Source organism: Methylobacterium sp. yr668 (genome assembly GCF_900116245.1).
Taxonomy (GTDB): domain Bacteria; phylum Pseudomonadota; class Alphaproteobacteria; order Rhizobiales; family Beijerinckiaceae; genus Methylobacterium.
The window spans coordinates 264,025-289,873 of record NZ_FOZY01000003.1 but is presented as its reverse complement, the minus strand read 5'-3'; the positions used below and the strand labels follow the sequence as shown (position 1 = coordinate 289,873).

At 72.3% G+C, this 25,849-nt stretch carries 29 protein-coding genes and 1 pseudogene; 12 read left to right on the top strand and 18 right to left on the bottom strand.

Annotation, left to right across the window (positions count from 1 at the left end):
* The first annotated feature begins 165 nt into the window (after nt 1-165).
* Nucleotides 166-621, top strand: coding sequence for a DUF6101 family protein (locus BM419_RS05960; RefSeq protein WP_056531694.1), 456 nt, complete (start codon nt 166-168; stop codon nt 619-621).
* Between the two features lie 15 nt (nt 622-636).
* Here the strand turns inward: BM419_RS05960 and ubiA are convergent, their stop codons facing one another.
* Both ubiA and BM419_RS05950 read right to left on the bottom strand, forming a co-directional pair.
* The gene (gene ubiA, locus BM419_RS05955) at nt 637-1,584 is read right to left on the bottom strand and encodes a 4-hydroxybenzoate octaprenyltransferase (protein WP_020090669.1); all 948 of its coding nucleotides are present in this window, start codon (nt 1,582-1,584) and stop codon (nt 637-639) included.
* Between the two features lie 88 nt (nt 1,585-1,672).
* On the bottom strand, nt 1,673-2,152 hold the full coding sequence (locus BM419_RS05950) for a hypothetical protein (protein ID WP_020090668.1): 480 nt from the start codon (nt 2,150-2,152) through the stop codon (nt 1,673-1,675).
* A 220-nt stretch (nt 2,153-2,372) separates the two neighbouring features.
* On the opposite strand from BM419_RS05950, the gene BM419_RS05945 reads away from it, so the two are divergent.
* From BM419_RS05945 to BM419_RS05925, 5 genes are all read left to right on the top strand, one after another.
* A complete protein-coding gene (locus tag BM419_RS05945) occupies nt 2,373-3,125 on the top strand; it encodes a 16S rRNA (uracil(1498)-N(3))-methyltransferase (protein ID WP_056531698.1) in 753 nt (250 codons plus the stop codon).
* A 293-nt stretch (nt 3,126-3,418) separates the two neighbouring features.
* Nucleotides 3,419-4,786, top strand: coding sequence for a glutamate--cysteine ligase (locus tag BM419_RS05940; RefSeq protein WP_091925430.1), 1,368 nt, complete (start codon nt 3,419-3,421; stop codon nt 4,784-4,786).
* A 98-nt stretch (nt 4,787-4,884) separates the two neighbouring features.
* Nucleotides 4,885-5,226 carry a hypothetical protein gene (locus tag BM419_RS05935; protein ID WP_091925427.1) on the top strand — a complete coding sequence of 114 codons (342 nt, stop codon included), beginning with the start codon at nt 4,885-4,887 and terminating at the stop codon, nt 5,224-5,226.
* 79 nt (nt 5,227-5,305) lie between these two features.
* On the top strand, nt 5,306-5,575 hold the full coding sequence (locus BM419_RS05930; protein WP_091925424.1) for a sulfurtransferase TusA family protein: 270 nt from the start codon (nt 5,306-5,308) through the stop codon (nt 5,573-5,575).
* A 37-nt stretch (nt 5,576-5,612) separates the two neighbouring features.
* Nucleotides 5,613-6,188 (top strand): NUDIX domain-containing protein, encoded by a 576-nt coding sequence (locus tag BM419_RS05925; protein WP_026604542.1) that lies wholly within the window; start codon nt 5,613-5,615, stop codon nt 6,186-6,188.
* Nucleotide 6,189: 1 nt separating this feature from the next.
* Here BM419_RS05925 and BM419_RS05920 read toward each other — a convergent pair whose 3' ends face one another.
* From BM419_RS05920 to BM419_RS05895, 6 genes are all read right to left on the bottom strand, one after another.
* Nucleotides 6,190-7,053: a WecB/TagA/CpsF family glycosyltransferase gene (locus BM419_RS05920; protein WP_091925421.1), complete on the bottom strand. Its 864-nt coding sequence runs from the start codon at nt 7,051-7,053 to the stop codon at nt 6,190-6,192.
* Nucleotides 7,046-8,521: a GumC family protein gene (locus BM419_RS05915; RefSeq protein ID WP_020090661.1), complete on the bottom strand. Its 1,476-nt coding sequence runs from the start codon at nt 8,519-8,521 to the stop codon at nt 7,046-7,048. The genes BM419_RS05920 and BM419_RS05915 overlap by 8 nt, the downstream gene beginning before the upstream one ends.
* Before the next feature lie 280 nt (nt 8,522-8,801).
* The gene (locus BM419_RS05910) at nt 8,802-9,977 is read right to left on the bottom strand and encodes a glycosyltransferase (protein WP_244540708.1); all 1,176 of its coding nucleotides are present in this window, start codon (nt 9,975-9,977) and stop codon (nt 8,802-8,804) included.
* Nucleotides 9,974-11,950 (bottom strand): glycosyltransferase, encoded by a 1,977-nt coding sequence (locus BM419_RS05905; protein WP_244540707.1) that lies wholly within the window; start codon nt 11,948-11,950, stop codon nt 9,974-9,976. Before BM419_RS05905 ends, BM419_RS05910 begins: the two co-directional genes overlap by 4 nt.
* Nucleotides 11,951-12,036: 86 nt before the next feature.
* Nucleotides 12,037-13,083 (bottom strand): selenide, water dikinase SelD, encoded by a 1,047-nt coding sequence (selD, locus tag BM419_RS05900; protein WP_020090658.1) that lies wholly within the window; start codon nt 13,081-13,083, stop codon nt 12,037-12,039.
* Nucleotides 13,084-13,167: 84 nt separating this feature from the next.
* Entirely contained in the window at nt 13,168-13,887 is a 720-nt protein-coding gene (locus BM419_RS05895) for a cytochrome c biogenesis CcdA family protein (RefSeq protein ID WP_091925418.1), read from the bottom strand.
* Between the two features lie 208 nt (nt 13,888-14,095).
* Here BM419_RS05895 and BM419_RS05890 point away from each other — a divergent pair, with 208 nt between their 5' ends.
* The 3 genes from BM419_RS05890 to BM419_RS32280 all read left to right on the top strand — a co-directional run bounded on the left by BM419_RS05890 (nt 14,096) and on the right by BM419_RS32280 (nt 15,284).
* The gene (locus tag BM419_RS05890) at nt 14,096-14,605 is read left to right on the top strand and encodes a metallophosphoesterase (RefSeq protein ID WP_091679162.1); all 510 of its coding nucleotides are present in this window, start codon (nt 14,096-14,098) and stop codon (nt 14,603-14,605) included.
* Nucleotides 14,606-14,734: 129 nt separating this feature from the next.
* Nucleotides 14,735-15,058, top strand: a complete 324-nt coding sequence (locus BM419_RS05885; protein ID WP_012322287.1) for a hypothetical protein — start codon at nt 14,735-14,737, stop codon at nt 15,056-15,058.
* An 88-nt stretch (nt 15,059-15,146) separates the two neighbouring features.
* Complete coding sequence (locus BM419_RS32280) at nt 15,147-15,284, top strand: hypothetical protein (RefSeq protein ID WP_020090654.1); 138 nt, start codon at nt 15,147-15,149, stop codon at nt 15,282-15,284.
* Here BM419_RS32280 and BM419_RS05880 read toward each other — a convergent pair whose 3' ends face one another.
* Nucleotides 15,285-15,527: a hypothetical protein gene (locus tag BM419_RS05880; RefSeq protein WP_020090653.1), complete on the bottom strand. Its 243-nt coding sequence runs from the start codon at nt 15,525-15,527 to the stop codon at nt 15,285-15,287. It lies immediately after the preceding gene.
* 168 nt (nt 15,528-15,695) lie between these two features.
* On the opposite strand from BM419_RS05880, the gene flaF reads away from it, so the two are divergent.
* On the top strand, nt 15,696-16,067 hold the full coding sequence (gene flaF, locus BM419_RS05875; RefSeq protein WP_091679159.1) for a flagellar biosynthesis regulator FlaF: 372 nt from the start codon (nt 15,696-15,698) through the stop codon (nt 16,065-16,067).
* Between the two features lie 13 nt (nt 16,068-16,080).
* Here the strand turns inward: flaF and BM419_RS05870 are convergent, their stop codons facing one another.
* The gene (locus BM419_RS05870) at nt 16,081-16,494 is read right to left on the bottom strand and encodes a flagellar biosynthesis repressor FlbT (protein ID WP_056531717.1); all 414 of its coding nucleotides are present in this window, start codon (nt 16,492-16,494) and stop codon (nt 16,081-16,083) included.
* 150 nt (nt 16,495-16,644) lie between these two features.
* Between BM419_RS05870 and BM419_RS05865 the strand changes: the two are divergent.
* A pseudogene (locus BM419_RS05865) lies at nt 16,645-17,420 on the top strand (SDR family oxidoreductase).
* Between the two features lie 87 nt (nt 17,421-17,507).
* Here the strand turns inward: BM419_RS05865 and BM419_RS05860 are convergent.
* From BM419_RS05860 to BM419_RS05840, 5 genes are all read right to left on the bottom strand, one after another.
* Nucleotides 17,508-17,738: a hypothetical protein gene (locus BM419_RS05860; protein ID WP_020090649.1), complete on the bottom strand. Its 231-nt coding sequence runs from the start codon at nt 17,736-17,738 to the stop codon at nt 17,508-17,510.
* A 216-nt stretch (nt 17,739-17,954) separates the two neighbouring features.
* Nucleotides 17,955-18,206 carry a molybdopterin converting factor subunit 1 gene (gene moaD / locus BM419_RS05855; RefSeq protein ID WP_091925415.1) on the bottom strand — a complete coding sequence of 84 codons (252 nt, stop codon included), beginning with the start codon at nt 18,204-18,206 and terminating at the stop codon, nt 17,955-17,957.
* Between the two features lie 54 nt (nt 18,207-18,260).
* Complete coding sequence (pgsA, locus tag BM419_RS05850; protein ID WP_020090647.1) at nt 18,261-18,860, bottom strand: CDP-diacylglycerol--glycerol-3-phosphate 3-phosphatidyltransferase; 600 nt, start codon at nt 18,858-18,860, stop codon at nt 18,261-18,263.
* 73 nt (nt 18,861-18,933) lie between these two features.
* Entirely contained in the window at nt 18,934-21,000 is a 2,067-nt protein-coding gene (uvrC, locus tag BM419_RS05845) for an excinuclease ABC subunit UvrC (RefSeq protein WP_091925413.1), read from the bottom strand.
* A 74-nt stretch (nt 21,001-21,074) separates the two neighbouring features.
* On the bottom strand, nt 21,075-21,791 hold the full coding sequence (locus BM419_RS05840) for a protein phosphatase CheZ (RefSeq protein ID WP_020090645.1): 717 nt from the start codon (nt 21,789-21,791) through the stop codon (nt 21,075-21,077).
* 272 nt (nt 21,792-22,063) lie between these two features.
* On the opposite strand from BM419_RS05840, the gene BM419_RS05835 reads away from it, so the two are divergent.
* Nucleotides 22,064-22,888 (top strand): L,D-transpeptidase, encoded by an 825-nt coding sequence (locus BM419_RS05835; protein ID WP_091925410.1) that lies wholly within the window; start codon nt 22,064-22,066, stop codon nt 22,886-22,888.
* A 100-nt stretch (nt 22,889-22,988) separates the two neighbouring features.
* Here BM419_RS05835 and BM419_RS05830 read toward each other — a convergent pair whose 3' ends face one another.
* The 3 genes from BM419_RS05830 to pgeF form a co-directional block, all read right to left on the bottom strand.
* Nucleotides 22,989-23,750: a DUF2076 domain-containing protein gene (locus BM419_RS05830; protein ID WP_091679149.1), complete on the bottom strand. Its 762-nt coding sequence runs from the start codon at nt 23,748-23,750 to the stop codon at nt 22,989-22,991.
* Nucleotides 23,751-23,947: 197 nt separating this feature from the next.
* Nucleotides 23,948-24,787 carry an outer membrane protein gene (locus BM419_RS05825; RefSeq protein WP_091925408.1) on the bottom strand — a complete coding sequence of 280 codons (840 nt, stop codon included), beginning with the start codon at nt 24,785-24,787 and terminating at the stop codon, nt 23,948-23,950.
* A 267-nt stretch (nt 24,788-25,054) separates the two neighbouring features.
* Complete coding sequence (pgeF, locus tag BM419_RS05820; RefSeq protein WP_091925405.1) at nt 25,055-25,822, bottom strand: peptidoglycan editing factor PgeF; 768 nt, start codon at nt 25,820-25,822, stop codon at nt 25,055-25,057.
* Between the last annotated feature and the right edge of the window lie 27 nt (nt 25,823-25,849).

The following is a 25,849-nucleotide window of genomic DNA, read 5'->3' as shown; positions in this document are numbered from 1 at the left end:
GCGCTGTCCAGATTCGCTTAACGACGGCTCTTAAGCGGTGCGGAGGAGTTCGGGTGCGATTTTGCTTGGCATAACGGACGGCCCGACAGGGGTCGCCACTTGCTCCAGGGACTCGGACCGATGAACACTTCCCCGGCCACGGACAAAAGCCACGCAGGACACCCGATGCACGGTGCCGACACCGCGCCCCGCTTCGTCGCTTCGCCGCTGCCGGTGATCGGCCGCGCCCCCGGCGCGCGCCGGGCCGTCGGGATCGCGCTCGCCTACGCCACCGAGGACGCGGAGATCGTGGGCGCCGACCGGTTCAGCCTGATCCTCGTCGACGCCGAAGGCGACGTGCTGCAGCGCCTCGGCAGCTTCGAGGAGGACGACGTGGTCGCGTTGTGGCGCGACATCGCGGCGCGGGCGGGCCTCGTGCGGATGATCGTCCGGGAAGACGGCCTCCTCGTCCCGGTCTCCCAGCAGATCGGCCGGCTGATTCTCGGTCAGGTCCGCATCCGTCGCCGCCACGCCGGTCTCGGCCGCCGTCGCCCGCGCTTCCTGGCCCGCCGCAAGACCGGCCGGCTGCCCGCGCGCCCGCAGATCTTCCGCGGCGAGAACGAGATCATCGCCCGCACCTGAGGGTGCCGACGGCGCCTAGAACAGGTTGCGCAGCAGCGCGTCGGCGGTGAGGCCGACGAACAGGATCAGGCCCGCATCCCGGTTCGACCGGAACAGCGTGAGAGCCCCGCGCCCGTCGCGCTCGCGCAGCGACAGGACCTGCCAGGCGAGGTGCCCGGCAAAGGCGGCGACCCCCAGATACCCGACGAGCCCCGCTCCGGCCCCGCGCGCGGCCAGAACCACGAACAGAGCGGCCAGCGCGTAGCAGAGCCCGACGGCGAGCCGCACGTGCCGGCCGAACAGGCGGGCCGAGGAGCGGATCCCCGCGATCTCGTCGTCCTCGATATCCTGCACCGCGTAGATCGTGTCGTAGCCGATCACCCAGCACAGGGCGCCCGCGTAGAGCAGGAGCGCCGGCGGATCGAGGCGGGCGAACACCGCGGCCCAGCCCATCAGAGCCCCCCAGGCGAAGGCCAGTCCCAGGATCGCCTGCGGCAGAGGCATGACCCGTTTCATGAACGGGTAGATCGCCACCGGCAGCAGCGAGCAGAGACCGATGATCACCGCCTCCGCGTTGAACTGCAGCAGGACGGCCAGCCCGATCAGGGCCTGGATCACCAGGAACAGGGCGGCGTGGCGCGGCCGCACCTGGCCCGAGGGCAGGGGGCGCAGGCGCGTGCGCTCGACCTGCGCGTCGAGGTCGCGGTCGGCGATGTCGTTGTAGGTCGAGCCCGCCCCGCGCATCGCCACGGCGCCGATCAGGAAGAGCAGGCAGTGCCAGGGGTCGGGAAAGGCCTGGTCCGCGGCGATCGCCGCCAGGGCGGCCGACCACCAGCAGGGCAGGAGGAGGAGCCACCAGCCGATCGGCCTGTCGATCCGGGCCAGGCGCAGGTACGGGCGCCAGGGCCGGGGCGCCCGCCGGTCGACCCAGTGCCCGGAGACCGCGTCGGCCGGCCGCCCGTCGTCAAACACCGTGCCGTTCATCGGTCGGATCTCCGGTCGTCCCGCACGTGAGTCCCCCGCCGCTGCCGAGGGGGGACCCGCGCCGGATCCGCGATCCTCTCAGACGATCTCAGAGAGCGCCCTGCGGCAGCTTGAAGCTTCCGGTCAAGCCCGGGCCGCCGAGCAGCCCGCCGCCGCCACCACCCGCCTGGGCCTGCGCCTGGGCGCGGGCCTGCGCCTCCATCTTGGTCGCCTGGGCGGCGACGCTGCAGATCTTGGTGCGGATGCCGCTGACCTTCACGTGGTCGGCCTTGAAGCCCTCGGCGAAGGAATCGGGGATCGAGCACCATTCCTTGTTGGCGGCGATCCACTTGATGCCCTCCGCGCCGTTGGACTGGAGCTTCCCGAACAGGGCGCAGGCCTCCTGCGGGGTCATCTTCTTCTTGGACTGCGACGCCGCATTGGCGCGGCCGACCAGAGCCTTGCGCTCGGCCAGGGTCTTCTGGATGGCACCGCATTCCGGTGCCGCGCTCTGCGCGAACGCCGCCGTGCCGAACAGGACGGTGCCGACCAGCACCGCCGCCCCCAGCTTCAGACTCCCCTTCGCCATTCCGCGACTCCCTCGACGCCCCTGCCGAATCCGCGAGCGGCCGGCTCTCTTCCGTTCCGTTGGGTTCGCCATAGGATTGTGGCGTCATTCGAGCGGCAAACCGGCTGCGCCATGCACCGGTGGACTGGCTGCCGAAAACCGGGGCTCGTAACCATTCGGCAACACTTTCGGTCGCGGTCCCCGCGTTGACAGGCCCGCCGGCCCGCGCGACCACGCCGCCATGCCGGCCTATGACTTCACCGCTCCGCGCCTCCACGTCGCGGCCGATCTCGCGGCGGGGGTGATTCTGCCCCTCGACCGGGCTCAGGCGAACTACCTGCTCAACGTGCTGCGCCGGGGGCCGGACGATCCGGTCCTGGTCTTCAACGGCCGCCACGGCGAGTGGCGCGCCCATCTGGTCCAGACCGGGCGCAAGGGCGCCGACCTGCACGTCGCCGCGCAGACGCGTCCGCAGCCCGCGGGCGCCGACCTTCACTACCTGTTCGCCCCGCTGAAGAGCGCGCGCCTCGACTATCTCGCGCAGAAGGCGGTGGAGATGGGGGCCGGGACGATCCGACCGGTCATCACCCGGTTCACGCAGGGCGATCGCGTCAACATGGACCGGCTGCGGGCCAACGCGGTCGAGGCCGCCGAGCAGTGCGGGATCCTGGCGATTCCCGATTGTCCGGAGCCCGAGCGCCTGCCGGCCGCACTCGCGGGCCTCGCGCCCGGGCGGCTTCTCGTGTTCTGCGACGAGGACGCGCCCGTGCGCGACCCGGTGGCGGCCCTGCGGGCGGCCGGCGACCCGCTGGCGCCCCCTCCGCTCGCCGTGCTGGTCGGTCCCGAAGGCGGCTTCTCCGAGGAGGAGCGGGCGCTGATCCGGGCGCGGCCGAACACCGTGGCGCTCTCCCTGGGGCCGCGCATCCTGCGGGCCGACACCGCCGCCGTCGCCGTGCTGACGCTGGTGCAGGCGGTGCTCGGCGACGCGCGCTGACGCGCGCCGCCCCGATCCATGTGTGCCCGCGCACATGGAAGGACCGCGCCGGTCGATTGTTTCCCCGGATCAGACGTGAAGCGGCGCGCCGGTCGAGACCGCCGCGTTGTGGGTTCACGGCGGCTCGATTATGTCCCGGATCGGACGCCGCCTGCGCCGCGTGCTCATCGGGGTCGGGGGCGGGTGTCCGCCCGGATCCCGCTCGCGAGAGCGGGTTTGTACCGGGTGGATCCGTCGGAGCAGTCCGGCGCGCCCGTTCCCAGGCACACGTCAGACGCACGGGCAGGCAGCGCATGGCGCGCGACAGCAACGACACCACGCCGCTCACCACGCGCGCCGAACTGATCGAATGGTTCGCGGCGGGCGAGAAGCCGCGCGCGCGCTTCGCGATCGGCACCGAGCACGAGAAGATCCCGTTCTATCGGGAGACCCGGGCGCCGGTCCCCTACGAGGGGGACCGCGGCATCCGGGCGCTCCTGGACGGACTCGCCCGTGAGACCGGCTGGGAGCCGATCCTCGATCTCGGCAACATCATCGGCCTGTCGGCGGAGGCGGGCGGCGCGATCTCGATCGAGCCCGGCGGCCAGTTCGAGCTGTCGGGCGCGGCGCTTGCCGACGTGCACGCCACGGCGGCGGAACTCGCCACGCACCTCGCCGCGGCGAAGCGGGTGGCCGATCCCCTGGGCATCGGCTTCCTGACGTTGGGCATGAGCCCGAAATGGCGCCGGGACGAGACGCCGGTCATGCCCAAGAGCCGCTACCGAATCATGGCCGGCTACATGCCGAAGGTCGGGTCCCTCGGTCTCGACATGATGCTGCGCACCGCCACCGTGCAGGTGAACCTCGACTTCGCCTCCGAGGCCGACATGGTGCGCAAGATGCGCGCGTCCCTGGCGCTGCAGCCGGTCGCGACCGCGCTCTTCGCCAACTCGCCCTTCACCGATGGCCGGCCGAACGGCTTCCTGTCGCGCCGGTCCGAGATCTGGCGCGACACGGATGCCCACCGGACCGGGATGCTGCCCTTCGCCTTCGACGCGGGGTTCGGCTACGAGGCCTACGTCGACTGGCTGCTCGACATGCCGATGTACTTCGTCAAGCGGGGCGACACCTACCACGACGTGTCGGGCGCCTCGTTCCGCGACCTGATGGCCGGCAAGCTCCCGCAGCTGCCGGGCGAGTTCGCCACGGTCTCGGACTGGGCCAACCACGCTTCCACGGCCTTCCCCGAGGTGCGGCTCAAGCGCTTCCTGGAGATGCGCGGCGCCGATGTCGGCGGCCCCGGCATGATCGCCGCCCAGGCCGCCTTCTGGACCGGGCTCCTCTACGACGACGCGGCCCTCGACGCGGCCCTCGACCTCGTGAAGGGGTGGAGCCTCGCCAACCGCGAGGCCGCGCGCGCCACGGCGCCGCGCCTGGGGCTCGCGACGCCGGTGGCCAATACCACGCTTGGGGCCGTCGCCGCCGAGGCCCTGGCGATCGCCCGCGCGGGCCTCCGGGCGCGGGGCCGCCGCGACGCCGAGGGCCGGGACGAGGTGATCTACCTGCAGCCGCTCGAGGCCGTCGTCGCGGCCGGGCGGACGCGGGCCGAGGATCTCCTCGCCGACTACGAGGGGCGCTGGGGCGCCTGCGTGCGTCCGGCCTTCACGGAATGCGTCTTCTAGCACCCGGCTGAGCGGCTCACGCCGCCCGCGCGAATCGCCGTTGGAACGTGCTAATAGAACGTTCTGACAAGGCGCGACGCCCGGGGAGAGGCCGCATCATGATCCGCATCATCTCCGTCATCCTCGCCGGGATGGTTTACGTTCCGGCGGCCTCGAGCACGGCGCGAGCGGCCGACCTGGCGCGGTTGGAGGGCGCTGGGCCGGCCCCGGGGCGCTGGCATCACGGGGCCGGCGGCCGGATCGCCGGCACCGTGGCCGCGCGGGGGCGGCCGCAGTACAGCTATTACGGCGAGTACGGCTATCCCGCGCCGTTCGGCTACGGCTACGCCTACGCGCCGGTCCCGAGCCGCGGCTTCGAGTACGGCTACAACGGCCCCCGTTACGTCTGGACGGCGCCGGACAGCTATTCCGGACCCGCCTTCGGCTATCACGTGTGGTGAGGACGCCGCTGGCGCCGGGGCGCGGCGGTGCCTATGACGCGCCGGGGCCGGCATCCGCGCCGGCTCGGGAGCTTCCGGCGTGTGGGACGAGGATCCGGACTGCGTCGACCTCGACCTGAGCGGCCTGAAATGTCCGCTCCCGGTCCTGCGCACCCGGAAGGCGCTGCGCGGCCTCGCCGCCGGCCGGACGCTGGTGGTGACCTGCACCGACCCCCTGGCCGCTCTCGACATCCCCAACCTCGTGCGCGAGGAGGGCGCCCACCTCGACGCCGCCGAGCGCCTCGAGGGGCAGCCCGCAGGGCGCCTGCGCTTCCGCATCACCGTGTCCGCAAGGCCGCCGCATTCCTGAACGATCCGTCGGGCTCTAGGAGCAAGGCGAGATCGGAATGGCACCACGGATCGGGGGCGTGCGCCTCGTACATGACGGCTGGGCGCGCTACCTCGTCGCCGAGGTGATGCAGGAGGACGGGAGCCGCATCACCCGGGAGATGGAGGATCACGGCCGGGCGGTCGCGGTGCTCCCCTACGATCCGGAGCGGCGGGTCGCCACGCTCGTCTCGCAGTTCCGGGCGCCGGTCCTCTACTCGGGCGGGCCGCCGAGCCACATCGAGGTGCCGGCCGGCCTCCTCGACGAGGGCGCCTCCGAGGACGAGGCGCGGCGCGAGGCGATGGAGGAGACGGGCCTGCGCCTCAGCGCCCTCGACTTCGTCGCCAGCGCCTGGTCGATGCCGGGGATCTCCACGGAGCGGATGGACCTGTTCCTCGCCGCCTACGGCGAGGCCGACCGGACCGGCACCGGCGGCGGTCTCGCCGCCGAGGGCGAGGCCGTGGCGGTCCACGAGATCCCGCTGCCGGAACTGGCCGCCATGGGCCGCCGCGGCGCGATCACCGACATGAAGTCGCTGACGCTGCTCTTCGCGCTCCAATTGCGGCGGCCGGACCTGTTCGCGGAGCGGCGCTGAGTCAGCCGGCGCGCCGCCGGAACCGGTCGCGCGCGGCGAGGCCGATGAAGCGCCACGACTTGATGAAGTAGCGCCGGAACAGCCGGCGCGGCGCCTGCAGGAACCGGTAGATCCACTCGAGGCCGAGGCGCTGCATCAGCCGCGGGGCGCGCGGCAGGAACCCGGCGGCGACGTTGAGGGCGTCGCCGACGCAGAAGACCACCGGCTCGCCGAGCGTCTGGCCGTGGCGATCCACCCAGATCTCGGATTTGGGCGCGCCGACGCCCATCACCAGCAGCGTCGTCCCGTGGGCGCGGATCCGCTCCGCCAGGGCGCGGCTGTAGGCCGCGTCGTGCTCGAAGCCGAAGGGTGGCACGGCGCTCGCCACGGCGCCGGGCGGAAGGCCCGCCGCCTGCAGCCGGGTCGCCAGCGCGTCCGCCGCGTCCTGTCGGGCGGAGACGAAGAAGACCCGCCGCGCGAAGGCCGGCGGGTCGGCCAGGACGCAGCCCAGGAGGTCGTGGCCGGTGATCCGGTGAACGGGCTGGGCGCACGCCTTCCGGGCCAGCCAGACCAGCGGCATCCCGTCGAGGGTCCGGGCCGCGGCGCGCGCGTAGGCCTCGCGGAACGGCGCGTTCTCGCTGAGCTGGACGATGTGATCGACGTTCGCCGTCACGATCATGCGCGGGCGGCCGTCACGCCGGGCCGCGACGTCGGCTACGAGGGTCGCGGCGGGACCGGTGTGAAACCGGTAGCCGAAGAGTTCGACGGTCGCGCCCGTCTGCGGCGATCCGGACGCCGCGGGGGCCGGGGCGCTCACCGTGTGTGCCTCCCCGAGGACCGGATCCATAGCGCCCAGGTAGAGGCTGATCTCGCCGATGTCACGCATCGGCGGCCCGGAAGCTCGCGGCCGGCCGGGTGGCGGCGCGCAGGCTGCGGCGACGGTCGCTGTCGGCGCCGAGCAGCAGGGCGATGCCGCCGCCGAGCAGCAGGCCGAGGACAAGCGCCACCGGCAGGACGATCTTGGGGGAGGGCGGGAAGGTCCGCTGGCGCGCCGGGACCGCGGCCGAGATGATCCGGACGTTGGTGGTGTTGAGCCGCTCCTGCTCGCTCGCCTCGCGGGCGCGCTTCAGATAGGCCTCGTAGATGCCGCGGCGGGCGTCGAGGGTCCGCTCCAGCTCGCGCAGGCCGACATAGGCCCGGTCGCTGGACGCGGTCTCGTTCTTCACCCGGTCGAGATTGGCCCGGATCGCGGCCTCGCTCGCGGCGGCGCGGTCGTAATCCTTCTGGGTCGTCTCGATGATCCGCTCCTTCTCGCGCTGGATCAGGCGCTGCAGGTCGCGCTGCTGGGCGTACTGCTCGGCCATGGCCGGGTGGCGCTCGCCGAGGCGGGTGGCGAGCTCCGCGGTGTTGCGGGACAGCGTGGCGTATTGCTGCCGCAGGGCCTGCATCTCCAGGCTCTGCAGCATTTCGGGAAGGGCGGTGCTGGGATCCGACGAGCGCATCCGGCGCGCCTGATCGAGGCGCGACTTGGCCTCCGCGGTCTTGATGGAGGCGGTGACGAGCTGCTGGTTCAGGTCGCCGAGCTGCTGGTCGGTGAGCAGGCGGCCGCTGGCGGCCACGAGCTTGTGATCCTCGCGGTAGCGCACCACGGCGCTCTCGGCCTGCTCGACGTCGCGCTTGAGGCTGTTGAGCCGCCCCGCCAGGGCGTCGGAGGCGCGCCGCGCGGTCTCGGTCCGGGCCGCGGCCTCCTCGGCGAAGTAGGCGTCGCCGACGGCGTTGGCGATGCGGGCGGCCTTCTCGGGATCGCGCGACTGAACGGAGACGTCGATCACGAAGGTCCGCTCGGCCCGCCGGACAGTGAGCCGGTTCTGCAGCGTGTCGAGGGCCGTGAAGACCGGGTCGCGGCTCGCCGGCGGGGGCAGCATGCCCAGCGCGCCCTTGATCCAGGTGAGGGTCGGGTTGTTGCCGTCCGGCAGCACGAACTCGTCGTCCTGGTCGAGGTGGAGCTTGGCGATCACCCGGCGCAGGACGCTGTCGGACTGGATCACCCGCACCTGGCTCTCGGCGATCGACACGCCGCTGTCGGCCTGGGGCTGGCGCGCGTTCACGTCGTTCTCGACGACGCGCAGGTCGCTCGGATCCACCAGGATCTGGATGCTCGACGTGTAGCGGGGCGGGATCAGGCCGAGGAGCGCCACCGCGACGGCGACCATGAACAGGCCGCCCAGCACGATGAAGCCGCTGCCGCGCCACAGCCGCCGCAGGATCACGCGGCCGTCCGTCGGCGGCGCGACCTGCGGCAGCACCATCCGCACGGGCCGTTCGCCGCTCATCCGCGTCGAGAAGTCGAACATACGCCTCGCTCCCTGACCTGCCTCGGCGGAGACCGCCGCCCGTCACCCGCCCCGTCGCCCGTTCCCTTTCTGACCAGCTCCGTGCCGATCTGGAACAGGTGCCCGCCCGAGGCGCTGCCTTCTTCGGGAGCCCAGCAATCAACATACCGGACCAGTAGTGTCGCCCCGATGCGGCACTTGCTTCAGGAAGCTGGCAGATATCGCTTACAGATGCAGTCCTGACTGTCACGACAATCGGGCGTGAAAAGTTCCCGATTTGTTGGGGACTACGCAGGCCGCCTCAGGCGGTGCCCGCGTGTGCGACAATTGACTCCAGCGCATCGTAAGCCGCGGGATCGCCGGCCAGGAAGCGCCGGAAGCGCGCGCCGTCCTCGGCCGCGATCGCGTTCCAGCGCGCGACGTTGGCCCGACTCATTCCGGCGGCGCGGGCCAGGGCGCCGTCGCGGATCCAGCCGGCGAGGGCGCCCGCGGCCGCGTCGGGCTCCTCCGGCCGGATCAGCAGGGCCGACGCCCCCAGGACCTCCCGGAACACCGGGTCGTCCGGCGCCACCACCGGAAGGCCGCCGTGCTGCACCTCCAGCAGCGGCAGGCCGAGCCCCTCCGCCTTGGAGGTGGAGACCAGCAGGTGGCACGACCCCGCGAGGGCGCGCAGCTCGGCGTCGGCGAGGTACCCGTGGCGGTGCAGGAACGGCGGCGGTGCGTCCAGGAAGGCGTGCTGCCCCCAGCCGACCCGGCCGACGAGGTGAAGCTCCGCCGGGATACCGGCGCGGATGAGCGCCGCCGTCAGCGCGAGGGTCGCCGGATAGTTCTTGCGCGGCTCGATGGTGCCGATGGCCAGGATGCGCAGCGGCCGGCCCGGCGCGTAGGCCGCCGGTCCCGGCAGGTGCGCGAGCCCGAAGGCGTCGCGGACGGGGGGGCGCAGCAGGGCGACGCGGGCGCGTCGGGCGCAGAGCGCGCGCACGTCCGCCCCGGTGGTGCGGCTGTTAACGAACAGGTTCGGGCACCAGCGCAGGGCCAGGGCGAAGCTGGGGCTCATGTAGAGCCGGCTGCGCAGGCTCAGATCCTCCGTCCGCGTGAGCAGGAAGGTGTCGTGGACGTAGAGCAGGCAGCGCGACGCCGCGACGGCGCAGAGCGGCCCGGGCGGGAAGCCCGGGAACAGGAACAGGGCGTCCCGATCCATCAGGGCCCGCGCCGGCAGGCCGAGCTGCTGCGCGGCGACCATGCCGGGCAGGGAGCCCGCGGTCACCGGCCGCACCGCGTGCGGGGCGAGCCGGTCCGGGGCGAACAGGTCGAGGGTGACTCGCTCGATCCCCGTCACGTGGGCGCGCAGATGGGTCTGATCGAGGTAGATCCGCCGCCGAGTCGGCGCCGCCCGCGTGCCGCCCGCATTGTCGCCGGCCACGTCGCCGGCCACGCCGCCCACCGTTTTGCCGGCCCTGTCGCCGCGGGCCGTCACGTCTGGCTCCGGCGCAGCGCGCCGGCGAGGTAGAGGCATCGGCGCACGAGGAGCGGCATCCGACGCCCGAAGACCATCTGCTTGGCCCGCCGCAGCCGGCGCACGAGCGGGCGCGAGACCGCCGGGACGGTGCCGGCCGCGCCCGCCCGCAGGTCCGCCGCGAACGGGAAGTGCCCGAGCATCCCGGGGGCGAAGCGCGGGCCCGTCGACGCGCTCGGCAGACCGTGACGCCGGAAGACCGCGTCCAGCGACAGCGCGGAGGCGGCCGGGCTGTAGCGGCTCTCCAAGGCGATGCGCGCGAAGGCGCCGAGCCGCGCGCGCGCCTCGCTGTCGCCGACCAGCGCCGCCAGCGCCTCGGCGAGGGCGCCCGGCCGCACCGGCACGAGGCGGCCCGACACGCCGTCGATCACGGCCGAGGTCAGGCCGGAGGTGCGGTAGGCGAGCGTCGGCACCCCGCACAGGCCGGCCTCGATCGGCGTCTGCCCGAGGGTCTCGTGACGGCTGGCGGTGACGTGGAGGTCGCAGGCCCCGTACCACGCGGCCAGGAGCGCCTCGTCGGCGATGAGGCCGGGCGCGTACAGGTTCGCGACGCCGAGCCGGGCCGGGTCGTCGAGCCGGCCGATCGCCACCACGCCGACGCCCGGGCCCGCCACGGCCTGGAGCGCGGCCCTGAGGTCGGCGAAGCCCTTGTCGGGCCCGTCGACGATGACCGAGGAGACGAGGATCAGGACGTCGTCGGCCGGCAGGCCGAGCGTGCCGCGCAACGCCGCGCGATCGCCGGGCCGGAACACGGCGGTCGGGAAGGCCAGCCGCACGGGCTCGATCACGCTGCCGGGCGGGGCGAGTTCGCGCGCCCGCGCCAGCGTCCAGTCGGAATTGGCCAGCAGCCAGGGCGCGGAGGGTCGCCTCGGGGATCCGGGCGCGGCGCCGGCGAGCACCGTGCGCTTGCGCTCGTGCATCCCGGCGATCCGGCCGGGCGCCAGCTCCGGGTACTCGTCCGGGCCGGGGCAGGCGGCGTCGCAGCCGGAGGCGGCGCGCCCGCAGTCGCGGGGGTGGGCGCACCGGCCCGTCAGGGGGAAGAGGTCGTGCAGCACGAGGCCGACCGGACCGTGCCGAGCCAGGCGGCCGACGACGTCGAGGCTGCGGGTGGCGCCGTGCAGGTTGCCGGCGAGGACGAGATCGGGGGCGGCCGCCGCGACCGCGGCCTCCGCCTGCGGGAAGTCGTCGCGCCACTCGGCGGCCTCCGGGCGTCCGCTCAGCGTCACCTCCGCGACCCGGTGGCCCGCGAGCGTCAGCGCCTCGGCGAGGCGGCGCTGGGCCACGCCCGCGCCCCCGCGGGTTCCGGTCCCGGTCAGCGACACGATCGACAGGCCGGCGGCGGGCGGGGGCGGCGGCGCGTCGAGCCTCTGGAGCAGGATCGGGCGGCCGATCAGGCTCCGCCGATCGGCGGGGATCGCCGACCAGGCGGAGGCGGCGTCGAGCGTCCCGTCGGCGTCGAGGATCGCGTGCGCGAGGGCGTCCCGCCGCCAGAGGATCCCGCCGTCCGCGGCCCCGGGGCCGTCGAGGCCGCGGACGGCGTCGTCGAACAGGACGCGCAGCCCCGCCACCGCGTCGGCGCCGGTGAGCGCGGCCTCCAGCGCCAGGGCGGTCAGCGCACCGGGCGCGAGCAGGTCGCCGGCGCGGAGCCAGAACAGGTGCTCCGGATCGGGAACCGACAGGATGCGCGCCGCCGCGGCGCGGCCGGCCGCCGGGTCGAGCAGGTCGTGCCGCAGTTCTGGGTAGCCCTGGCGCAGGACCGACGCGACGGTCTCGGTGAGCGCGGCATCCGCGCCGGCCACCGTGACGACGCGGATCCGCGGCCACGGACGCCCGTCGGGGAGCGACGCGGGACGGGCCGGCGCGCCGGCGCTGCGCCCGAACGGCCAGCCGGCGACGCCGTGGGCGGGCGGTGACATGTCTGCGGCGTCGGTCACGGCGGCTCTGGCGGCGGCTCGGGTCTCGTGCGGGGCGGCAGAGTGGACGGGAAGGTTGAAGATTGCCTCTCGGGGCGGGCGGCCCGTCAGGCCGCCACGCGGATCCGCGCCGGGCCGGCCTCGATCCGGCCGATCCGGGCCGCCGCCGGGTAGCCGGCCGCCCGGATGCGCGCCAGGATCGCGTCGGCCCGGTCGGCCGAGCAGGTCACCAGCAGCCCGCCCGAGGTCTGCGGATCGGTCAGGAGGTGGCGGCGCCACTCGGGGAAGTCGGCCGGCAGGTCCACGGCCTCGCCGAACGCCGCCCAGTTGCGGTGCGAGGCGCCGGTGACCGCGCCCGCGCGCGCCAGCGCCTCCGCCTGCGGCAGCAGGGGAAGGGCGTCGGCCTCGAGGGTGAGCGTGAGGCCGGCGCCGCGGGCGATCTCCAGGCCGTGCCCCAGGATGCCGAATCCGGTCACGTCGGTCAGGGCGTGCACGGCGGGCTCGGCGGCGAGATCGGTCCCGATCCGGTTGAGCAGCGTCGTGGTCGCGATGAAGTCGCGGTAGCCGGCCTCGTCGAGGGTCGCCCGCTTGATCGCCGCCGAGTAGACCCCGACCCCGAGGGCCTTGGTGAGCAGGACGGCGTCCCCGGCCACCGCGTCGGCGTTGCGCCGCACCGCCTCGCGGCGGCAGGTCCCGATCACCGCCAGACCGTAGATCGGCTCCGGCGCGTCGATCGAGTGGCCGCCCGCCACCGGGATGCCGGCCGCGGCGCATTGCTCCGCGCCGCCGCGCAGGATCCGCGCGACCACCTCGGGGTCGATCTTGCCGAGCGGCATCCCGAGGATCGCCAGCGCGAACAGCGGCCGGCCGCCCATGGCGTAGACGTCCGAGATGGCGTTCGTCGCGGCGATCCGGCCGAAATCGACGGGGTCGTCCACCATCGGGGTGAAGAAGTCCGTGGTGGCGATGAGGCAGGTGCCGTCCTCCAGTTCCCACACCGCCGCGTCGTCCGCGGTCTCGTTGCCGACGAGGAGCCGCTCGAACGGGCCCGCCGCCGGCTGCTGGGCGAGGAGCTGGCGCAGGGTGGCCGGATCGAGCTTGCAGCCGCAGCCGCCGCCGTGGGCGAGACTGGTCAGGCGGGGGGCATCGCTCATGGCCGAACTCCGTTCCGGATAACCTGGGGTCTTCGCGGGGTCTTCGCGGGGTCTTCGCGGGGTCTTCGCCGGGTCTTCGCGGAGTCAGTAGCGCGTCGTCACCGCGTTGAGCCAGTCCGGCGAGGCCGCGACGGCCGCGGCCTCGACCCGCTTGTCGAGGCCCGTCAGCACCAGCAGCCCGAGCACGACCATCACGGCGCCGAGCGCGGCCTTCGCGGCCCGACCGGCCGCGGCGAGGCCGCCGCGCCAGCGCAGCAGCGCCTCGCGGGAGACGAGGCCCAGGAGCATCAGCGGGGCCGCGGCGCCGATCCCGAAGGCCAGCATGGTCAAGGCGACGCCCCCGAGATGCTCGCCCCGCGCCGCCATGAGCGAGGCCGCCCCCAGGGTCGGTCCCACGCAGGGGCTCCAGGCCGCGCCGAGCAGCAGGCCCACGGCGAACTGGCCGGGCAATCCCCCGGAGCCGACGCCGCCGAAGCGATCCTCCACCCAGGCGCCGACCGGGCCGGCCGCCGTCGCGACCCGTGCCTGGAGCCGCGGCAGCATCAGCACGACGCCCAGGAGCACCAGGAGCACCGCGCCGGCGCGCCGGAACACGTCGCCGTCGAGCCCGACGGTGAAGCCGATCGTCGCGACGAACAGCCCGATGGTCGTGAAGGCGATGGCGAGGCCGGCCGCCAGAGCCGCCGGACCCAGGCGATGCTCGGCCGCCGCCGTGCCGAGCACGATGGGGATCAGCGGCAGCACGCAGGGCGAGAGCACCGAGAGCAGGCCGGCCAGGAACGCGAACCCCACCGTTCCCAGCATGCCCCGTGCCCTCCCGCTGGCGCCTCGCCCGACGAGGCTTCGACCCTGGCGCGCGGGCCGTCAACGCGCCAGGCGGACGCGGGCCGGCGGGAACAACGCGGCCGCGCGCCGCTTTCGGCGGCAGTCCGGCGGCGTTGCCGGGCGAGGCGCCGAGGAAGGCGCCGAGGAAGGCGCCCAGGAAGGCGCCGAGGCGAGGCGGAGCGGACCGGTGACCATCTTCTTCACGGGCGACACGCATTTCGGCGATCCGCGGGCGCTGCGCTTCGACCACCGGCCCTACCCGGATCTCGAGGCCCACGATGCCGGCCTGATCGCGGCCTGGAACACGACGGTCGCGCCCGGCGACACGGTCTGGCACCTCGGCGATTTCGCCCTCGGCCCGAGCGGTGACCGGATCCGCGCGATCCTCGCCGGACTGAACGGCGAGAAGCACCTGATCGCCGGCAACAACGACGGGCCGGACACGCTCACGGCGCCCGGCTGGGCGTCGGTCCGGCACTACGCGGAACTCGCCGTCGAGGGGCGGATGGTGGTGCTCTGCCACTACGCGTTCCGTACTTGGAACGGCATGAGCCGGGGCGCGCTGAACCTCCACGGCCACAGCCACGGCAAGCTCAAGCCGATGCCGAAGCAGTACGATGTCGGCGTCGATCCGATGGGTGCGGCCCCCGTGCCACTCTCCGCAATCCTGACCTCCCGACTGCGCCGGAAGCGGTGATTCGGGGCGGAACTTTCACGTCAGCTTCACTGTTTCAGCGGACAGAGAAGGAGTGGACCTGAGCCGCTCCGAGAAGCCCGGCAGGACCGCCCGCGGATCTGCCATCACGAACCGTGTGTGAGTGTTCCCGTGAGTGCCAAGTCGGTCACTCTGACCCGCTGCCTCGCCAGCCTGCTGGCAGGCCTCGCCCTGACTTCCGCCGCGTCGGCCCTGCCGTCCTGCATCGAAGCCCAGCGCAAGGTCGACGAGGCGAACGCCCTGCGCTTCCAGGCGCGTCAGGAAGCCCGCCTGGGCAACCATGACCGCGTCTGCGACACGCTCGACGAGGTGGGCGACCGCTACGACGATGCCCGCGACGCGTTCGAGCGATGCGGAGAGGGCGTCGTGGCCATCGACCTCCGCAGCGAGCTGCGGGGTCTGCGGATCGCCAAGAAAATCAACCGCTGCGACTGACCGGGTGCGCGATCGCACCTCGGCCGTCCCGTTCCTGAAGCATCACCCCGATACGCGCGACGCTGGTCGCCGAGAAGGTTCTGCGCCGATGACCCCCGCCACGCTCTCGAACGACATCGAGCCCACCGTCACCCGCACCGGTCCGTCCTTCGCGGCCGCCCTGTGCGGTTTCGTCAGCACCACCGTCGCCACGACGATGCTGCTCATGCTGATCGGCACGTTCTGATTAGGGTGCGACCGACCAGAATCTCTGGCGGTTGAACAGCATCTCCTGGGAGCCGATCTTCGGGGTCGGCTCCGTCCTCCGGCCGCAATCGGGCTCGGCCGGTTTCGTGACCGCCGCCAGGGTCGCCGGCGCCACCGGCACGAGGCCCAGTCGGGACTGCACTTCGGGTTGCCGTGCCGCCGCGATGGTCAGCACGCAGGCGATCAGGCCGCCGGCAACAGTTCCGAGAACGAAATTCAACATCGGGGTTGGGGTCCGGGGGCCGGTTCCTTTCGGCCGCACAGCGTCGTCGATAACCAACCCGGCGGCATCATGGCGGATGCGGCGCTCACGCGCTTTTAACTCCTGATCTGCGACAGCTACGCGCTAGCTTGCCTCAGTGGCAGGCCCGACGACGGGGCTGGACCGCCTATGAACTACGCCGCCAACGCCTACGCCAAGACCTCCCACAGCGCGCTGTCGCCCCGCGAAGCCGAATCCGCCGTGCTGCTCAAGGCAGCGCAGAAGCTGATCGGCGCCAGCCAGGGGCTCACCAGCGGCGACGCCGGGCGCATCAACGAGGCCCTGTCGTTCAACCAGCGGGTCTGGACGCTGCTGACCTCCGAGGCGACGTCCGCGGAGAACCCGCTCCCCGCCGACGTGAAGCAGGGCGTCGGACGCCTGGGCGTGTTCGTGCTCCAGAGCTGCATCGACACGATGATCGCTCCCACGCCAGAGAAGATCGCCACGCTGGTGTCGATCAACAATCACATCGCCGCCGGCCTGCAGGGCAATCCCGGCTGAGGCCGCGTACCGGTCAGCGAGCCGCCGCGGCGTCCGGCACCTCGGCCGGCGATTCGGCGCCGGCCGCCTCCCACTCGACGAGCTTGCGGCTCAGCTTGAGCGACCGGTAATACTCGCCGGCCTCGACGGCCTGGGCGATCGCGGCGATCTGCCCGGCGGCGGCCGGCGCGAGTCCCAGCAGATCCGTGGCCTGCCGGAAGAACAGGTCGATGCCCTGCGTCGGGTCGTCGGCGAGGTAGATGACCGTCAGCGTCAGGTGGAGACGCTTGCAGGCCGTGTCGGCCTCGCTCTCCGTGATGATCTCGCTCTCGCGCAGAAACTTGCACTGCGTCTCTATCAGGAAAGTCGAGCGACGGTCGCCGTTGCGGAGCAGCGCGCCGTTGATGATCAGCCGCTCGAACGGCTTGAGTTCCAGGCGCAGGGGCATCGGGTGTTCCTTTCTAGAAGACCCGGCGATCTCATTCGCGAACCGTTAACGTTTCGCGAATGGGGGACGGCCGCGTTGCCGTTGCCGCGGGTGGCCACCGTGATAAACTCAGACAAATTCCGGCCGGGCGAGCCACGTCGAGGAGGATCGATGACGGCGACGGGCGATCAGCGCGCGCGGTATCCCAGCCTCGCCGGCAAGCGCGTCCTCGTGACCGGCGGTGCCTCGGGCATCGGCGAGGGGCTGGTCGAGGCCTTCGTCGGGCAGGGCGCCCGCGTCCTGTTCTGCGATATCGCGGACGATGCGGCCCGCGCCGTGGTGGCGCGCCTCGCGCCCGGCGCCGCGCACGCCCCGCTCTACCGGCGCTGCGACCTGACCGATATCGAGGCGGTCCGCGCGCTGGTGGCCGATGCCGACACGGCCCTCGGCGGGCTCGACGTCCTGATCAACAATGCCGGCAACGACGACCGCCACGCTCTCGCGGACGTGACGCCCGCCTGCTGGGACGACCGGATGGCGGTGAACCTGCGCCACCTGTTCTTCGCGGCCCAGGCGGCGGTCCCACCCATGCGCCGCGCCGGCGGTGGCGTGATCCTCAATTTCGGATCGATCAGCTGGCATCTCGGGCTGACGGAGATGCCGCTCTACCAGACCGCCAGGGCGGCGATCGAGGGCATGACCCGGGCGCTCGCCCGCGACTCGGCCGCGACAACATCCGGGTGGCGGCGATCGTGCCGGGCAACGTTCAGACGCCCCGCCAGGAGCGATGGTACTCGCCGGAGGGCGAGGCGGAGATCGTCGCCGCGCAGTGCCTGGACGGTCGGATCCAGCCGGCCGACGTCGCCGCGCTGGTCCTGTTCCTGGCCTCGGACGATGCCCGGATGTGTACGGCCCACGCGTACTTCATCGACGCGGGCTGGCGCTAGGATCGGCGCCGGGCAACCAAGCGGCCGGGCAAAGGATCGGCCGGGCGGAGGCGTCGACGGCGCTCCGGCCCGGCCCGCTTCCCTGCCTCAGTCGCAGGTCTCCTTCTTGACGGTCTTCGAGTCGCCCATGTCGTTCTCCTTGCGCACCGTCTTGGTGACGCAGCCGTCGCCGTGGTCGTGGACGGTCACGGACTTCGACTCGGAGGCCGGGCGGTCGACGACGACGGCCGGGCGGTCGCGCTCGATCACCGTGGTCTGGGCCTGCGCGGCGGCGCCGAGGCTCAACAGGGCGGCGGTCGCGAGCAAGGTCATGCGCATGCTGAAACTCCAATACCGATTTCGGTAGCGGATAACGGCAATGCCAGCTTGGGCGTTCCGCGGCGTGTCGCGTCCTGAGGCGGGCCGAACCCGTAGAGAACTTGGCTCGGCCCGCGCGCCGTTCGGCATGAGGTGCAGCCGGAGCGACGGCGCCAATGACCGCGGAAGCCGACCCGAAGCAACCCCGGCGAACTACGTGCGCGGCGCGGCCGGGTCTCAGCCGCCGGTCATCGGCGGGAAGAAGGCGATCTCGCGGGCCCCCGCGATCGGCGCGTCCGACTTGGCGTGGGCCCGGTCGATCGCGGCACGGACGACGCCGGGATCCTCGAAGGCGTAGGCGTATTCCTCGCCCCGGCCCCGGAGCCAACCGACGAGATCGGCGACGGTGGCGACCTCCGGCGGCGGCGCCAGCTCCTCCTCGGAGCGGCCGATCCGCTCGCGGACCCAGGCGAAATAGACGAGCTTCATCGCATCACCGTACCGGAGACAGGGCAGGGACCGCGCGTCCCGGAGACGGATCCCTCAGCGCGGATCGTCGATGACGTGCTTGATCCCGGCCCGCATGTAGTCCCACCCGGTCCAGAGCGTGAGCGCGGCGGCGAGCCACAGGAGCGTCAGGCCGATCGGCTCGGTTCCCGGGAGCACCGTCTCGCCCGCCGGACCGGCCACCAGGAAGCCGAGGGCCAGGAGCTGCACGGTGGTCTTCCACTTCGCGATCCGGCTGACCGGCACGCCGACCTTCAGCTCCGCCAAATACTCGCGCAGGCCGGAGACCAGCACCTCGCGGCACAGGATCACGATGGCCGCCCAGATATTCGAGCCGACGATGGTGTGGTCCGCCGCCAGCATCAGCAGGCATGCCGAGACCAGGAGCTTGTCGGCGATCGGATCGAGCATCCGGCCGAGCGCCGAGCTCTGGTGGTAGGTGCGGGCGACGTACCCGTCGAGGTAGTCGGTGATCGCGGCCGCGACGAACACCCCCAGCGCCGTCCACCGCGCCGTGTGGGATTCGGGCCAGAACAGCAGCGCGACCATCACCGGCACGGCAACGAGGCGCCCGTAGGTCAGGCAATTCGCGAGCGTCCAGGCCGGCGACCGTCGTCGGGGAAGGACGGCGTTCATCGGAGGGGTGAAATCAGAGTGGGCCCCGGGCGTCAACGCCCCAGACTCCGCCTCGGCCATCGCGGCCGGGTTCTCAGGCGCCGGCATGAAAGAAGTCGTAGACCGCCCGCGCGGTAGCGGCGTTCACGCCCGGGGTCTTGGCCAGATCCTCGAAGGCGGCGCGCTCGATCGCCTTCACGGTCCCGAAGTGGTGCAGCAGCGCGCGCTTGCGGCTCGGACCGATGCCGGCGATCTCGTCCAACGGATTCTTCACCATCTCACGCTTCCGCTTGGCCCGATGGCTGCCGATGGCGAAGCGGTGCGCCTCGTCGCGGAGCCGCTGCACGAAGTAGAGCGTCGGGTCGCGCGGCGGAAGCTTGAAGGGTGGCCGGCCGGGCACGAAAAACGTCTCCCGGCCCGCATCCCGGTCGCGGCCCTTGGCGACGCCGACGAGCGGCACGCCCGCCACGCCGACCTCATCCAGCGCCGCCCGCGCGGCGTCGAGCTGGCCCTTGCCGCCGTCGATCAGCACGAGGTCCGGCCAGGCCGGGAACGCCTCGCTCTCCTCCGCCGGGGCCGGCACCGGCTCCGGCACGCCGCCCTCGGCGGCGGCCACGGCCGCCTCGCGCTCCGTGCGCGGCGCCTCCTTCACGAGCCGCTTGAAGCGCCGCTGCAGCACCTCGCGCATCATGCCGTAATCGTCCCCGGGGGTCAGATCCTCGGACTTGATGTTGAACGTGCGGTAATGCGCCTTCATGAAGCCCGTCGGGCCGGCGACGATCATGCCGCCGACCGCGTTCGTGCCCATGATGTGCGAGTTGTCGTACACCTCGATCCGGCGGGGCGCCCCGTCGAGCCCGAAGGCCTGGCCGAGGGCGGCGAGGAGCTTGCCCTGCGAGGCCGTGTCGGCGAGGCGCCGCGCCAGCGCCTCCTTGGCGTTGCGCTGGGCGTAGTCGACGAGGTTCTTCCGCTCGCCGCGGCTCGGCCTGTGAATCTCGACGCGGTACTCCACCCGGCTCGACAGGGCCGCCGCGACCAGCTCCGCGTCCTCGATCGCGTGGCTCGTCAGCACGGTCCGGGGGGCGGGCTTGTCGTCGTAGAACTGGCCGATGAACGAGCCCAGCACCTCGTCGGGTGTCATCGTCCGGTCGGCCTTCGGGAAATAGGCGCGGTTGCCCCAGTTCTGGAAGTTCCGGAAGAAGAACACCTCGATGCAGAACTGGCCGGCCTGCTCGTCCAGCGCGAACACGTCCGCCTCTTCGACGCCCTGGGTGTTGACCCCCTGCACGCCCTGGATCGCCGACAGGGCGGCGATGCGGTCGCGGAACCGGGCGGCGCGCTCGAACTCCATCGCCTCGGACGCCGCCTGCATCTCGGCGCGCATCCGGTCCTTCACGGCGTTCGACTTGCCGGCGAGGAACGCCCGGGCGGAATCCGCCATGGCGGCGTAGTCCTCCGCGGCGATCTCGCCCGTGCAGGGGCCGGAGCAGCGCTTGATCTGGTAGAGCAGGCAGGGCCGGGTGCGGTTCTCGTAGTAGCTGTCGGTGCAGGTGCGCAGCAGGAAGGCGCGCTGCAGGGCGTTCACCGTCCGGTTCACCGCCCACACGCTGGCGAACGGGCCGTAATAATTGCCCTTCCGGCGCCGGGCGCCCCGGTGCTTGACGATCTGCGGGGCGGGGCCGTCGTCGGTGACCAGGATGTAGGGGAACGACTTGTCGTCCCGCATCAGCACGTTGAAGCGCGGCTTCAGCTGCTTGATCAGGTTGGCCTCGAGGAGGAGCGCCTCGGTCTCGGTCGCCGTGGTGACGAACTCCATCGCCGCCGTCTGCGAGATCATCCGGGCGATGCGGTTCGAGTGCGCCTGGCCCCGCGCGTAGGAGCCGACCCGCGCCTTCAGGTTCTTGGCCTTGCCGACGTAGAGGACGTCGCCGCGATGGTCGAACATCCGGTAGACGCCGGGCGAGGACGGCAGGGTCGACCAGAACCGGCGGATCACCTCGGTTCCGGCCTGGACGGCGCCCGGCTCGAAGTCGAAATCGATCTCTGGCGCCTCCGTCTCGGGGAGGCCGGCTTCCGGCTCGTCGGCGGTCTCGTCCCGCTCGGCGTCGCGGCCGTCGTCGAAGGTGTCGGGGGGCAGGTCTGAGAGGGCTCTGCGGCTCATACCGCAGATCTAAGCGTTCCGGACCGCCAGGGGGACCGGGGCGGCGACAAAAATCGCGCGCCCGGTCGGCTCGATCAGTCGAACAGCGAGTCGATGTCGCTCTGGTCGACGTGGCCGATGTCGTGGTCGAGCTTGGGCCCGTTGAGGAGCGAGCTCTCGTCGTCCAGGGACGTCGGCACCGGCATGACGGTGATGAGCTCCTTGAAGCTGTCGAGTTCCGACCACGTGGCGATGAGCCGGTCGAGATGCTCCTCGATGAACTTCATCACGCTGACGATCTTGGTGATCCGCTGGCCGGTCAGGTCCTGGAAGTTGCAGGCCTCGTAGGCGGTGATCACGCGCTCGAGGATCACGTCGACGTGCTGCTTCGTGCCGGGCGGCAGCGTCGCGGCGTTGAGCATGCCGGCGTGGCTCTCGATCTCCTCGATCGCGCCGAGGAGCTGTGTCGTGGCGCGCTCCGTCGAGTCGACCACCGCGTCGAGCTCGTCGGCCGCCCGGCGCATGCCCTTGCCGGTGTTCTCGGTCCGGTGCAGCGTCGCCAGCTCCGACTTGGTGCGGGTGATCGCCTCCTTCATCACGTCGAGCTCGGTGCGCATCGCCAGCGCCTCGTGCAGCTCGCGGCGGCACGACTCGATGGTCTCGCTCGCGCTCATCTGCGTGACGCGGCGCAAGTCCTGGATGGCGTTGAAGATCTCCTCCAGGCGCTCGCTCGAGGCGGACGCCCCGGGTCCGGGAGGGGGAGCCGCGGGAAGCCCGAGACTGTCTTCGATGCGATAGCGCTTCTGGGTCATCGTCCGGGCGTGAGCGTTCGGGTTCCGTCGCCGCGACTGTCTACCATAACGGTTAGCGGACTGTGACTGCCGAGCTTCTTACCGCCAGCCGCCTGCGCCTGGGGGCCCAGGGTCCCGTCGGGGCTTAACCGCCGATTCACGCTGGTCGCGACGGGCCGGGGACGGGCCGGGCCGCCCCGGCGATTCACCACGTTCGTTCACCGGATTCGGTAAAATTCGACGGGATCGTTCGCGGGCCGGGAGCACGGGCACCGGCTCGGGAGCATGCGACGATGCGGCGTTCAGTCCGTCTGGGAATGGGTGTGGCCGCGGCCGCGTTCGTGCTGTGCGGCCCCGCCCGGGCGCAGCAGGCGCGCTACGCCGAGGGCGGCTACGGCGGCGGCCTGATCGAGTATCTCGTCACCGGCAGCGCCGGCGGCGCGCCCGGGCGCGGCTGGCCGCAGCGCGCGGCGCCGCAGCAGCGCGTCGCGGCCTATTCCGGCGAGCTGGTGCCGGTCGAGCCGGAGCCGGCGCAAGGTTACGGGCAGGCGTACGGGCAGGCTTACGGCCAACCCTATGGCCAGGCTTCCGGCGCCCCTCAGCCCTACGGTGCGCCGCCCGCGGCCGCCTACGGTGCGCCCCAGGGAGATCCGGGCCGGATCGGCCGCGCGGTCTCGCCGGAGTACCAGCGCCAGGAAGTGGCCTTCACGGGGCGGCAGAAGCCCGGAACGATCGTGATCGACACCGCCGGAAAGCATCTCTACCTGGTGCAGGCCGGGCAGCGCGCCCTGCGCTACGGGATCGGCGTCGGCCGCCCCGGTTTCGCCTGGAGCGGGCTGAAGACGGTCAGCCGTAAGGCGGAGTGGCCGGACTGGACGCCGCCGGCCGAGATGCTGGCCCGCCGTCCCGACCTGCCGCGCCACATGGCCGGCGGCCCGGAGAACCCGCTGGGCGCCCGCGCCCTCTACCTGGGATCGTCGCTCTACCGGATCCACGGGACGAACGAGCCCAACACGATCGGGCAGTCGGTCTCGTCGGGGTGCATCCGCATGATGAACGACGACGTCATCGACCTCTACGAGCGCGTGCCGGTGGGGACGCGGGTCGAGGTCCTCTGAGCGGCCGACGCGGCCCCGGTCGCGGATCGGACCTTCCGGATACGAGAAAGGCCCGGCCGCGCCTGACGCGACCGGGCCTTCCGCTGCGTCTCAGGGACGATCAGGTCCAGTCGCTGTCGTCGCCGCCGCCGAGGTCGCCGCCGAAATCACCGCCCGGATCACTGTAGCCGGCGTCCTGGAAGCTGCCCATGTCGCCGCCGCTGTTGTCGAGGGCCGAGCCGAGATCTTGGTTGCCGCCGCCATCGCCGTAGTAGTTGTTGACGACGGTCTCGCCCCCGCCGCCGAGACCGGCGGCCGCGGCGCTGCCGAGGCTCGAATGGCCGCCCGCGAAGGCGTTCGACAGGGCGCTGCCGAGGAGCATGCCGCCCGCAGCGCCGGCCGCCATGGGCAGGGCCGTCGCCATGAAGCCGCCGCCGCGCGCCGGGGCCTGGGGCTGGCCGCCCCACGGGCCGCCCTGCTGCTGCGGGTAGCCGCCCTGCTGCGGGTAGCCCTGCTGCGGATATCCCTGCGGCGGGCCGCCCTGATTGCCCCAGGGCTGGCCACCCGGACGCGGCTGCCCGTAGCCGGGCTGGGGCTCCTGGCGCTGCTGGCTGCCGCCGCCGAAGATGCTCGACAGGAAGCCGCCACCACCGGAGGACTGGGCCGGGGCCGCTTGGCTGCGGGCCTGCTCCAGCTGCTGGTTCAGGCTCTTGATCGCCTCTTCCTGCACGTAGATCAGCTGCGCCATCGCGTAGGGCGCGTAGGGCTGCGCGCGGAGCTTGTCGGCGATGAAGCGCTCCGCCTCCGCGTCGCGGGGCTGGGTCTGCGCCTGCTCCAGCCGCTGGAAGATTCCCGAAATGACGTCGCGTTCTTCGCTGTTCATGGAGTCGTCCTCCTCGAATCTCACCCGCGGGCCCGAACGCGCCGCATGGCAGCTAGGACATGGGTGCGCGGCGACGCTTTGTCAGGGGGATTGCGAAAACTTCATCCGCCTATCCGGAAACGCGAGAAGCCCGACCTGCCGGCCGGGCTTCCTGCATGCCGAGTGTGGGGCGCGGCCGCGGCCGCGCCGACGCGATCCTAGAACGTGCCGAACTTGTAGTTCAGGCCGGCGCGGACGACGGCGAACTGGTCGTCGCGGCGGCCGACGCCGCTGTAGACGACCGGGAAGTTGTTGGCGGCGTTGATGACGAACGCGCCCTGGTTGCGGGTGCCGCGGTCGAGGTTGACGTACAGGCCTTCGACCTTGAGCGTCACGGCCGAGGAGCGGAAGAAGTTCAGGAACGAGTCGGTGGGCAGGGCGTACTCGATGCCGCCGCCGGCGGCCCAGCCGGTGCGGAAGCTGTCGTTGCCGGGGTTGCCGGCGAAGTTGTGGTCGGCGCTGCCGGAGCCGTAGGCGAAGCCGCCGGTGCCGTACACGAGGGTGCGGTCGAAGGCGTAGCCGAGGCGGCCGCGCACGGTGCCGAAGAAGTCGAGGCTGGAGAGGCCGCGCGGGTCGGTGACGTAGTAGCCGGGGGCCAGCGCGCCGGAGATGAAGGCGCTGTTCCGGCTGCGGCCGAAGTCGAGGTACTGGGCGTCGGCCTCGAAGCCGATCACGACACCGGAGCCCGGGGTAAACTGGTAGTTGTAGCCGATCTGACCACCGCCGGAGAAGCCGTCCTGGCTGCGGTTGCGGAAGGAGGCGACGGTGCCGGGGGCGGCGTAGGGGAAGGGGACGGCGAAGGTGTTGCCGGTGTTGCGGTCGCTGGCGTCGAAGGCGTAGCCGGCGTTGATACCGAAGTAGGCGCCGGTCCAGGTGAAGACCGGGACGGGGGTGAACACCGGCGGCGGGGCGGCGCGGCGCGGCAGGTCGGCGGCGAAGGCCGAACCCGCGAAGGCGACGCCCGCGAGGGCCGTGGTCACACGGAGCATGGATTTCATGATCTGGTCCTCACTGGTGGTCCGCGCCGTCCCACGGGCGGACGGTTGCGGAACCGGATCTGGCTGCGTTCCAGCGGTTCCAGGGTTGCTTTGCGCTCCGCGGTGTCGCCGACCGCTCTCGCGGCCCCTTGTGGCAACCCGCCGTTTTCCCCGGCACCTTGACCCCTAAACGCGGTCGAATGGCCAAGGTTCATTTACGGCTACGCTTTTTTTCGGGCCGAGGATCGACAAAGTGTCGCAGCCCCTTTCCGAGGCCGCACTGGCTCGTCAGGGCACCAGCGTGATCGCGGAGATCAGGCGGCCGTAATCCGCCTCGCCGCGATGCGTGGTCCGCCGGTAGCTGTAGAACCGCTCCGGATCGGCGTAAGTGCAGAGATTGAGTGCGGTGGCCTCGCCGATCTCGGCCTCGCCGAGCCGGGCCAGGATGAAGCCCGGAAGATCGAACTGGGCGTGCCCCGGCTGCGTGCCGGGGCCGAGGAAGCGCTCCATGCCGGGGGCATCGCTCCCGAAGCGCGCGACGAAGTCCGGACCGACCTCGTAGGAGGCCTGACCGATCGTCGGTCCCAGGACGGCGACGATGCGGCTGCGCCGCGCCCCGAGCGCCTCCATCGCCGACACGGTCGCGCCGATCACGCCGGTGAGCGCACCCTTCCAGCCGGCATGGGCGGCGCCGACGACGCCGTTCTCGGGATCCGCGAACAGGATCGGCCCGCAATCCGCGGTGGCGATGCCGAGCGCCAGGCCCGGAACCCGCGTCACCATGGCGTCGGCCTTCGGCCGCTCCGCCGCGAAGGGGGCCTCGACCGTGACCACGTCGGCCGAGTGGACCTGATACAGGCTCACGAGCCGGTCCTGCGGCAGGCCGAGCTGCGCGCACATCCGCGCCCTGTTCTCGGCGACGCGCTCCGGCGCGTCCTGGGAGCCAAGGCCGCCGTTGAGCGACGCGTACAGGCCCTCGGAGACCCCGCCGACGCGGGTGAAGAAGGCGTGGCGGACGCCCGCATGGGCGGAGAGTTCCGGCGCCTCGATGAACATGCCTGCGGTCACGGTCGGCCTCGCGCT

Excerpts from the sequence above, each read along its gene's own strand:
- uvrC (WP_091925413.1), bottom strand. The coding sequence starts at position 21,000 with ATGAGCCGCAGAGCCCTCTCAGACCTGCCCCCCGACACCTTCGACGAC.
- BM419_RS05945 (WP_056531698.1), top strand. The coding sequence starts at position 2,373 with ATGCCGGCCTATGACTTCACCGCTCCGCGCCTCCACGTCGCGGCCGAT.
- BM419_RS32280 (WP_020090654.1), top strand. The coding sequence starts at position 15,147 with ATGACCCCCGCCACGCTCTCGAACGACATCGAGCCCACCGTCACCCGC.
- BM419_RS05960 (WP_056531694.1), top strand. The coding sequence starts at position 166 with ATGCACGGTGCCGACACCGCGCCCCGCTTCGTCGCTTCGCCGCTGCCG.
- BM419_RS05915 (WP_020090661.1), bottom strand. The coding sequence starts at position 8,521 with ATGTTCGACTTCTCGACGCGGATGAGCGGCGAACGGCCCGTGCGGATG.
- BM419_RS05835 (WP_091925410.1), top strand. The coding sequence starts at position 22,064 with ATGCGGCGTTCAGTCCGTCTGGGAATGGGTGTGGCCGCGGCCGCGTTC.
- BM419_RS05880 (WP_020090653.1), bottom strand. The coding sequence starts at position 15,527 with ATGTTGAATTTCGTTCTCGGAACTGTTGCCGGCGGCCTGATCGCCTGC.
- BM419_RS05920 (WP_091925421.1), bottom strand. The coding sequence starts at position 7,053 with ATGCGTGACATCGGCGAGATCAGCCTCTACCTGGGCGCTATGGATCCG.
- BM419_RS05935 (WP_091925427.1), top strand. The coding sequence starts at position 4,885 with ATGATCCGCATCATCTCCGTCATCCTCGCCGGGATGGTTTACGTTCCG.
- BM419_RS05925 (WP_026604542.1), top strand. The coding sequence starts at position 5,613 with ATGGCACCACGGATCGGGGGCGTGCGCCTCGTACATGACGGCTGGGCG.
- BM419_RS05940 (WP_091925430.1), top strand. The coding sequence starts at position 3,419 with ATGGCGCGCGACAGCAACGACACCACGCCGCTCACCACGCGCGCCGAA.
- BM419_RS05830 (WP_091679149.1), bottom strand. The coding sequence starts at position 23,750 with ATGAACAGCGAAGAACGCGACGTCATTTCGGGAATCTTCCAGCGGCTG.
- BM419_RS05895 (WP_091925418.1), bottom strand. The coding sequence starts at position 13,887 with ATGCTGGGAACGGTGGGGTTCGCGTTCCTGGCCGGCCTGCTCTCGGTG.
- BM419_RS05870 (WP_056531717.1), bottom strand. The coding sequence starts at position 16,494 with ATGCCCCTGCGCCTGGAACTCAAGCCGTTCGAGCGGCTGATCATCAAC.
- BM419_RS05840 (WP_020090645.1), bottom strand. The coding sequence starts at position 21,791 with ATGACCCAGAAGCGCTATCGCATCGAAGACAGTCTCGGGCTTCCCGCG.
- pgsA (WP_020090647.1), bottom strand. The coding sequence starts at position 18,860 with ATGAACGCCGTCCTTCCCCGACGACGGTCGCCGGCCTGGACGCTCGCG.
- pgeF (WP_091925405.1), bottom strand. The coding sequence starts at position 25,822 with ATGTTCATCGAGGCGCCGGAACTCTCCGCCCATGCGGGCGTCCGCCAC.
- BM419_RS05860 (WP_020090649.1), bottom strand. The coding sequence starts at position 17,738 with ATGCGCATGACCTTGCTCGCGACCGCCGCCCTGTTGAGCCTCGGCGCC.
- BM419_RS05950 (WP_020090668.1), bottom strand. The coding sequence starts at position 2,152 with ATGGCGAAGGGGAGTCTGAAGCTGGGGGCGGCGGTGCTGGTCGGCACC.
- moaD (WP_091925415.1), bottom strand. The coding sequence starts at position 18,206 with ATGAAGCTCGTCTATTTCGCCTGGGTCCGCGAGCGGATCGGCCGCTCC.
- BM419_RS05825 (WP_091925408.1), bottom strand. The coding sequence starts at position 24,787 with ATGAAATCCATGCTCCGTGTGACCACGGCCCTCGCGGGCGTCGCCTTC.
- flaF (WP_091679159.1), top strand. The coding sequence starts at position 15,696 with ATGAACTACGCCGCCAACGCCTACGCCAAGACCTCCCACAGCGCGCTG.
- ubiA (WP_020090669.1), bottom strand. The coding sequence starts at position 1,584 with ATGAACGGCACGGTGTTTGACGACGGGCGGCCGGCCGACGCGGTCTCC.
- selD (WP_020090658.1), bottom strand. The coding sequence starts at position 13,083 with ATGAGCGATGCCCCCCGCCTGACCAGTCTCGCCCACGGCGGCGGCTGC.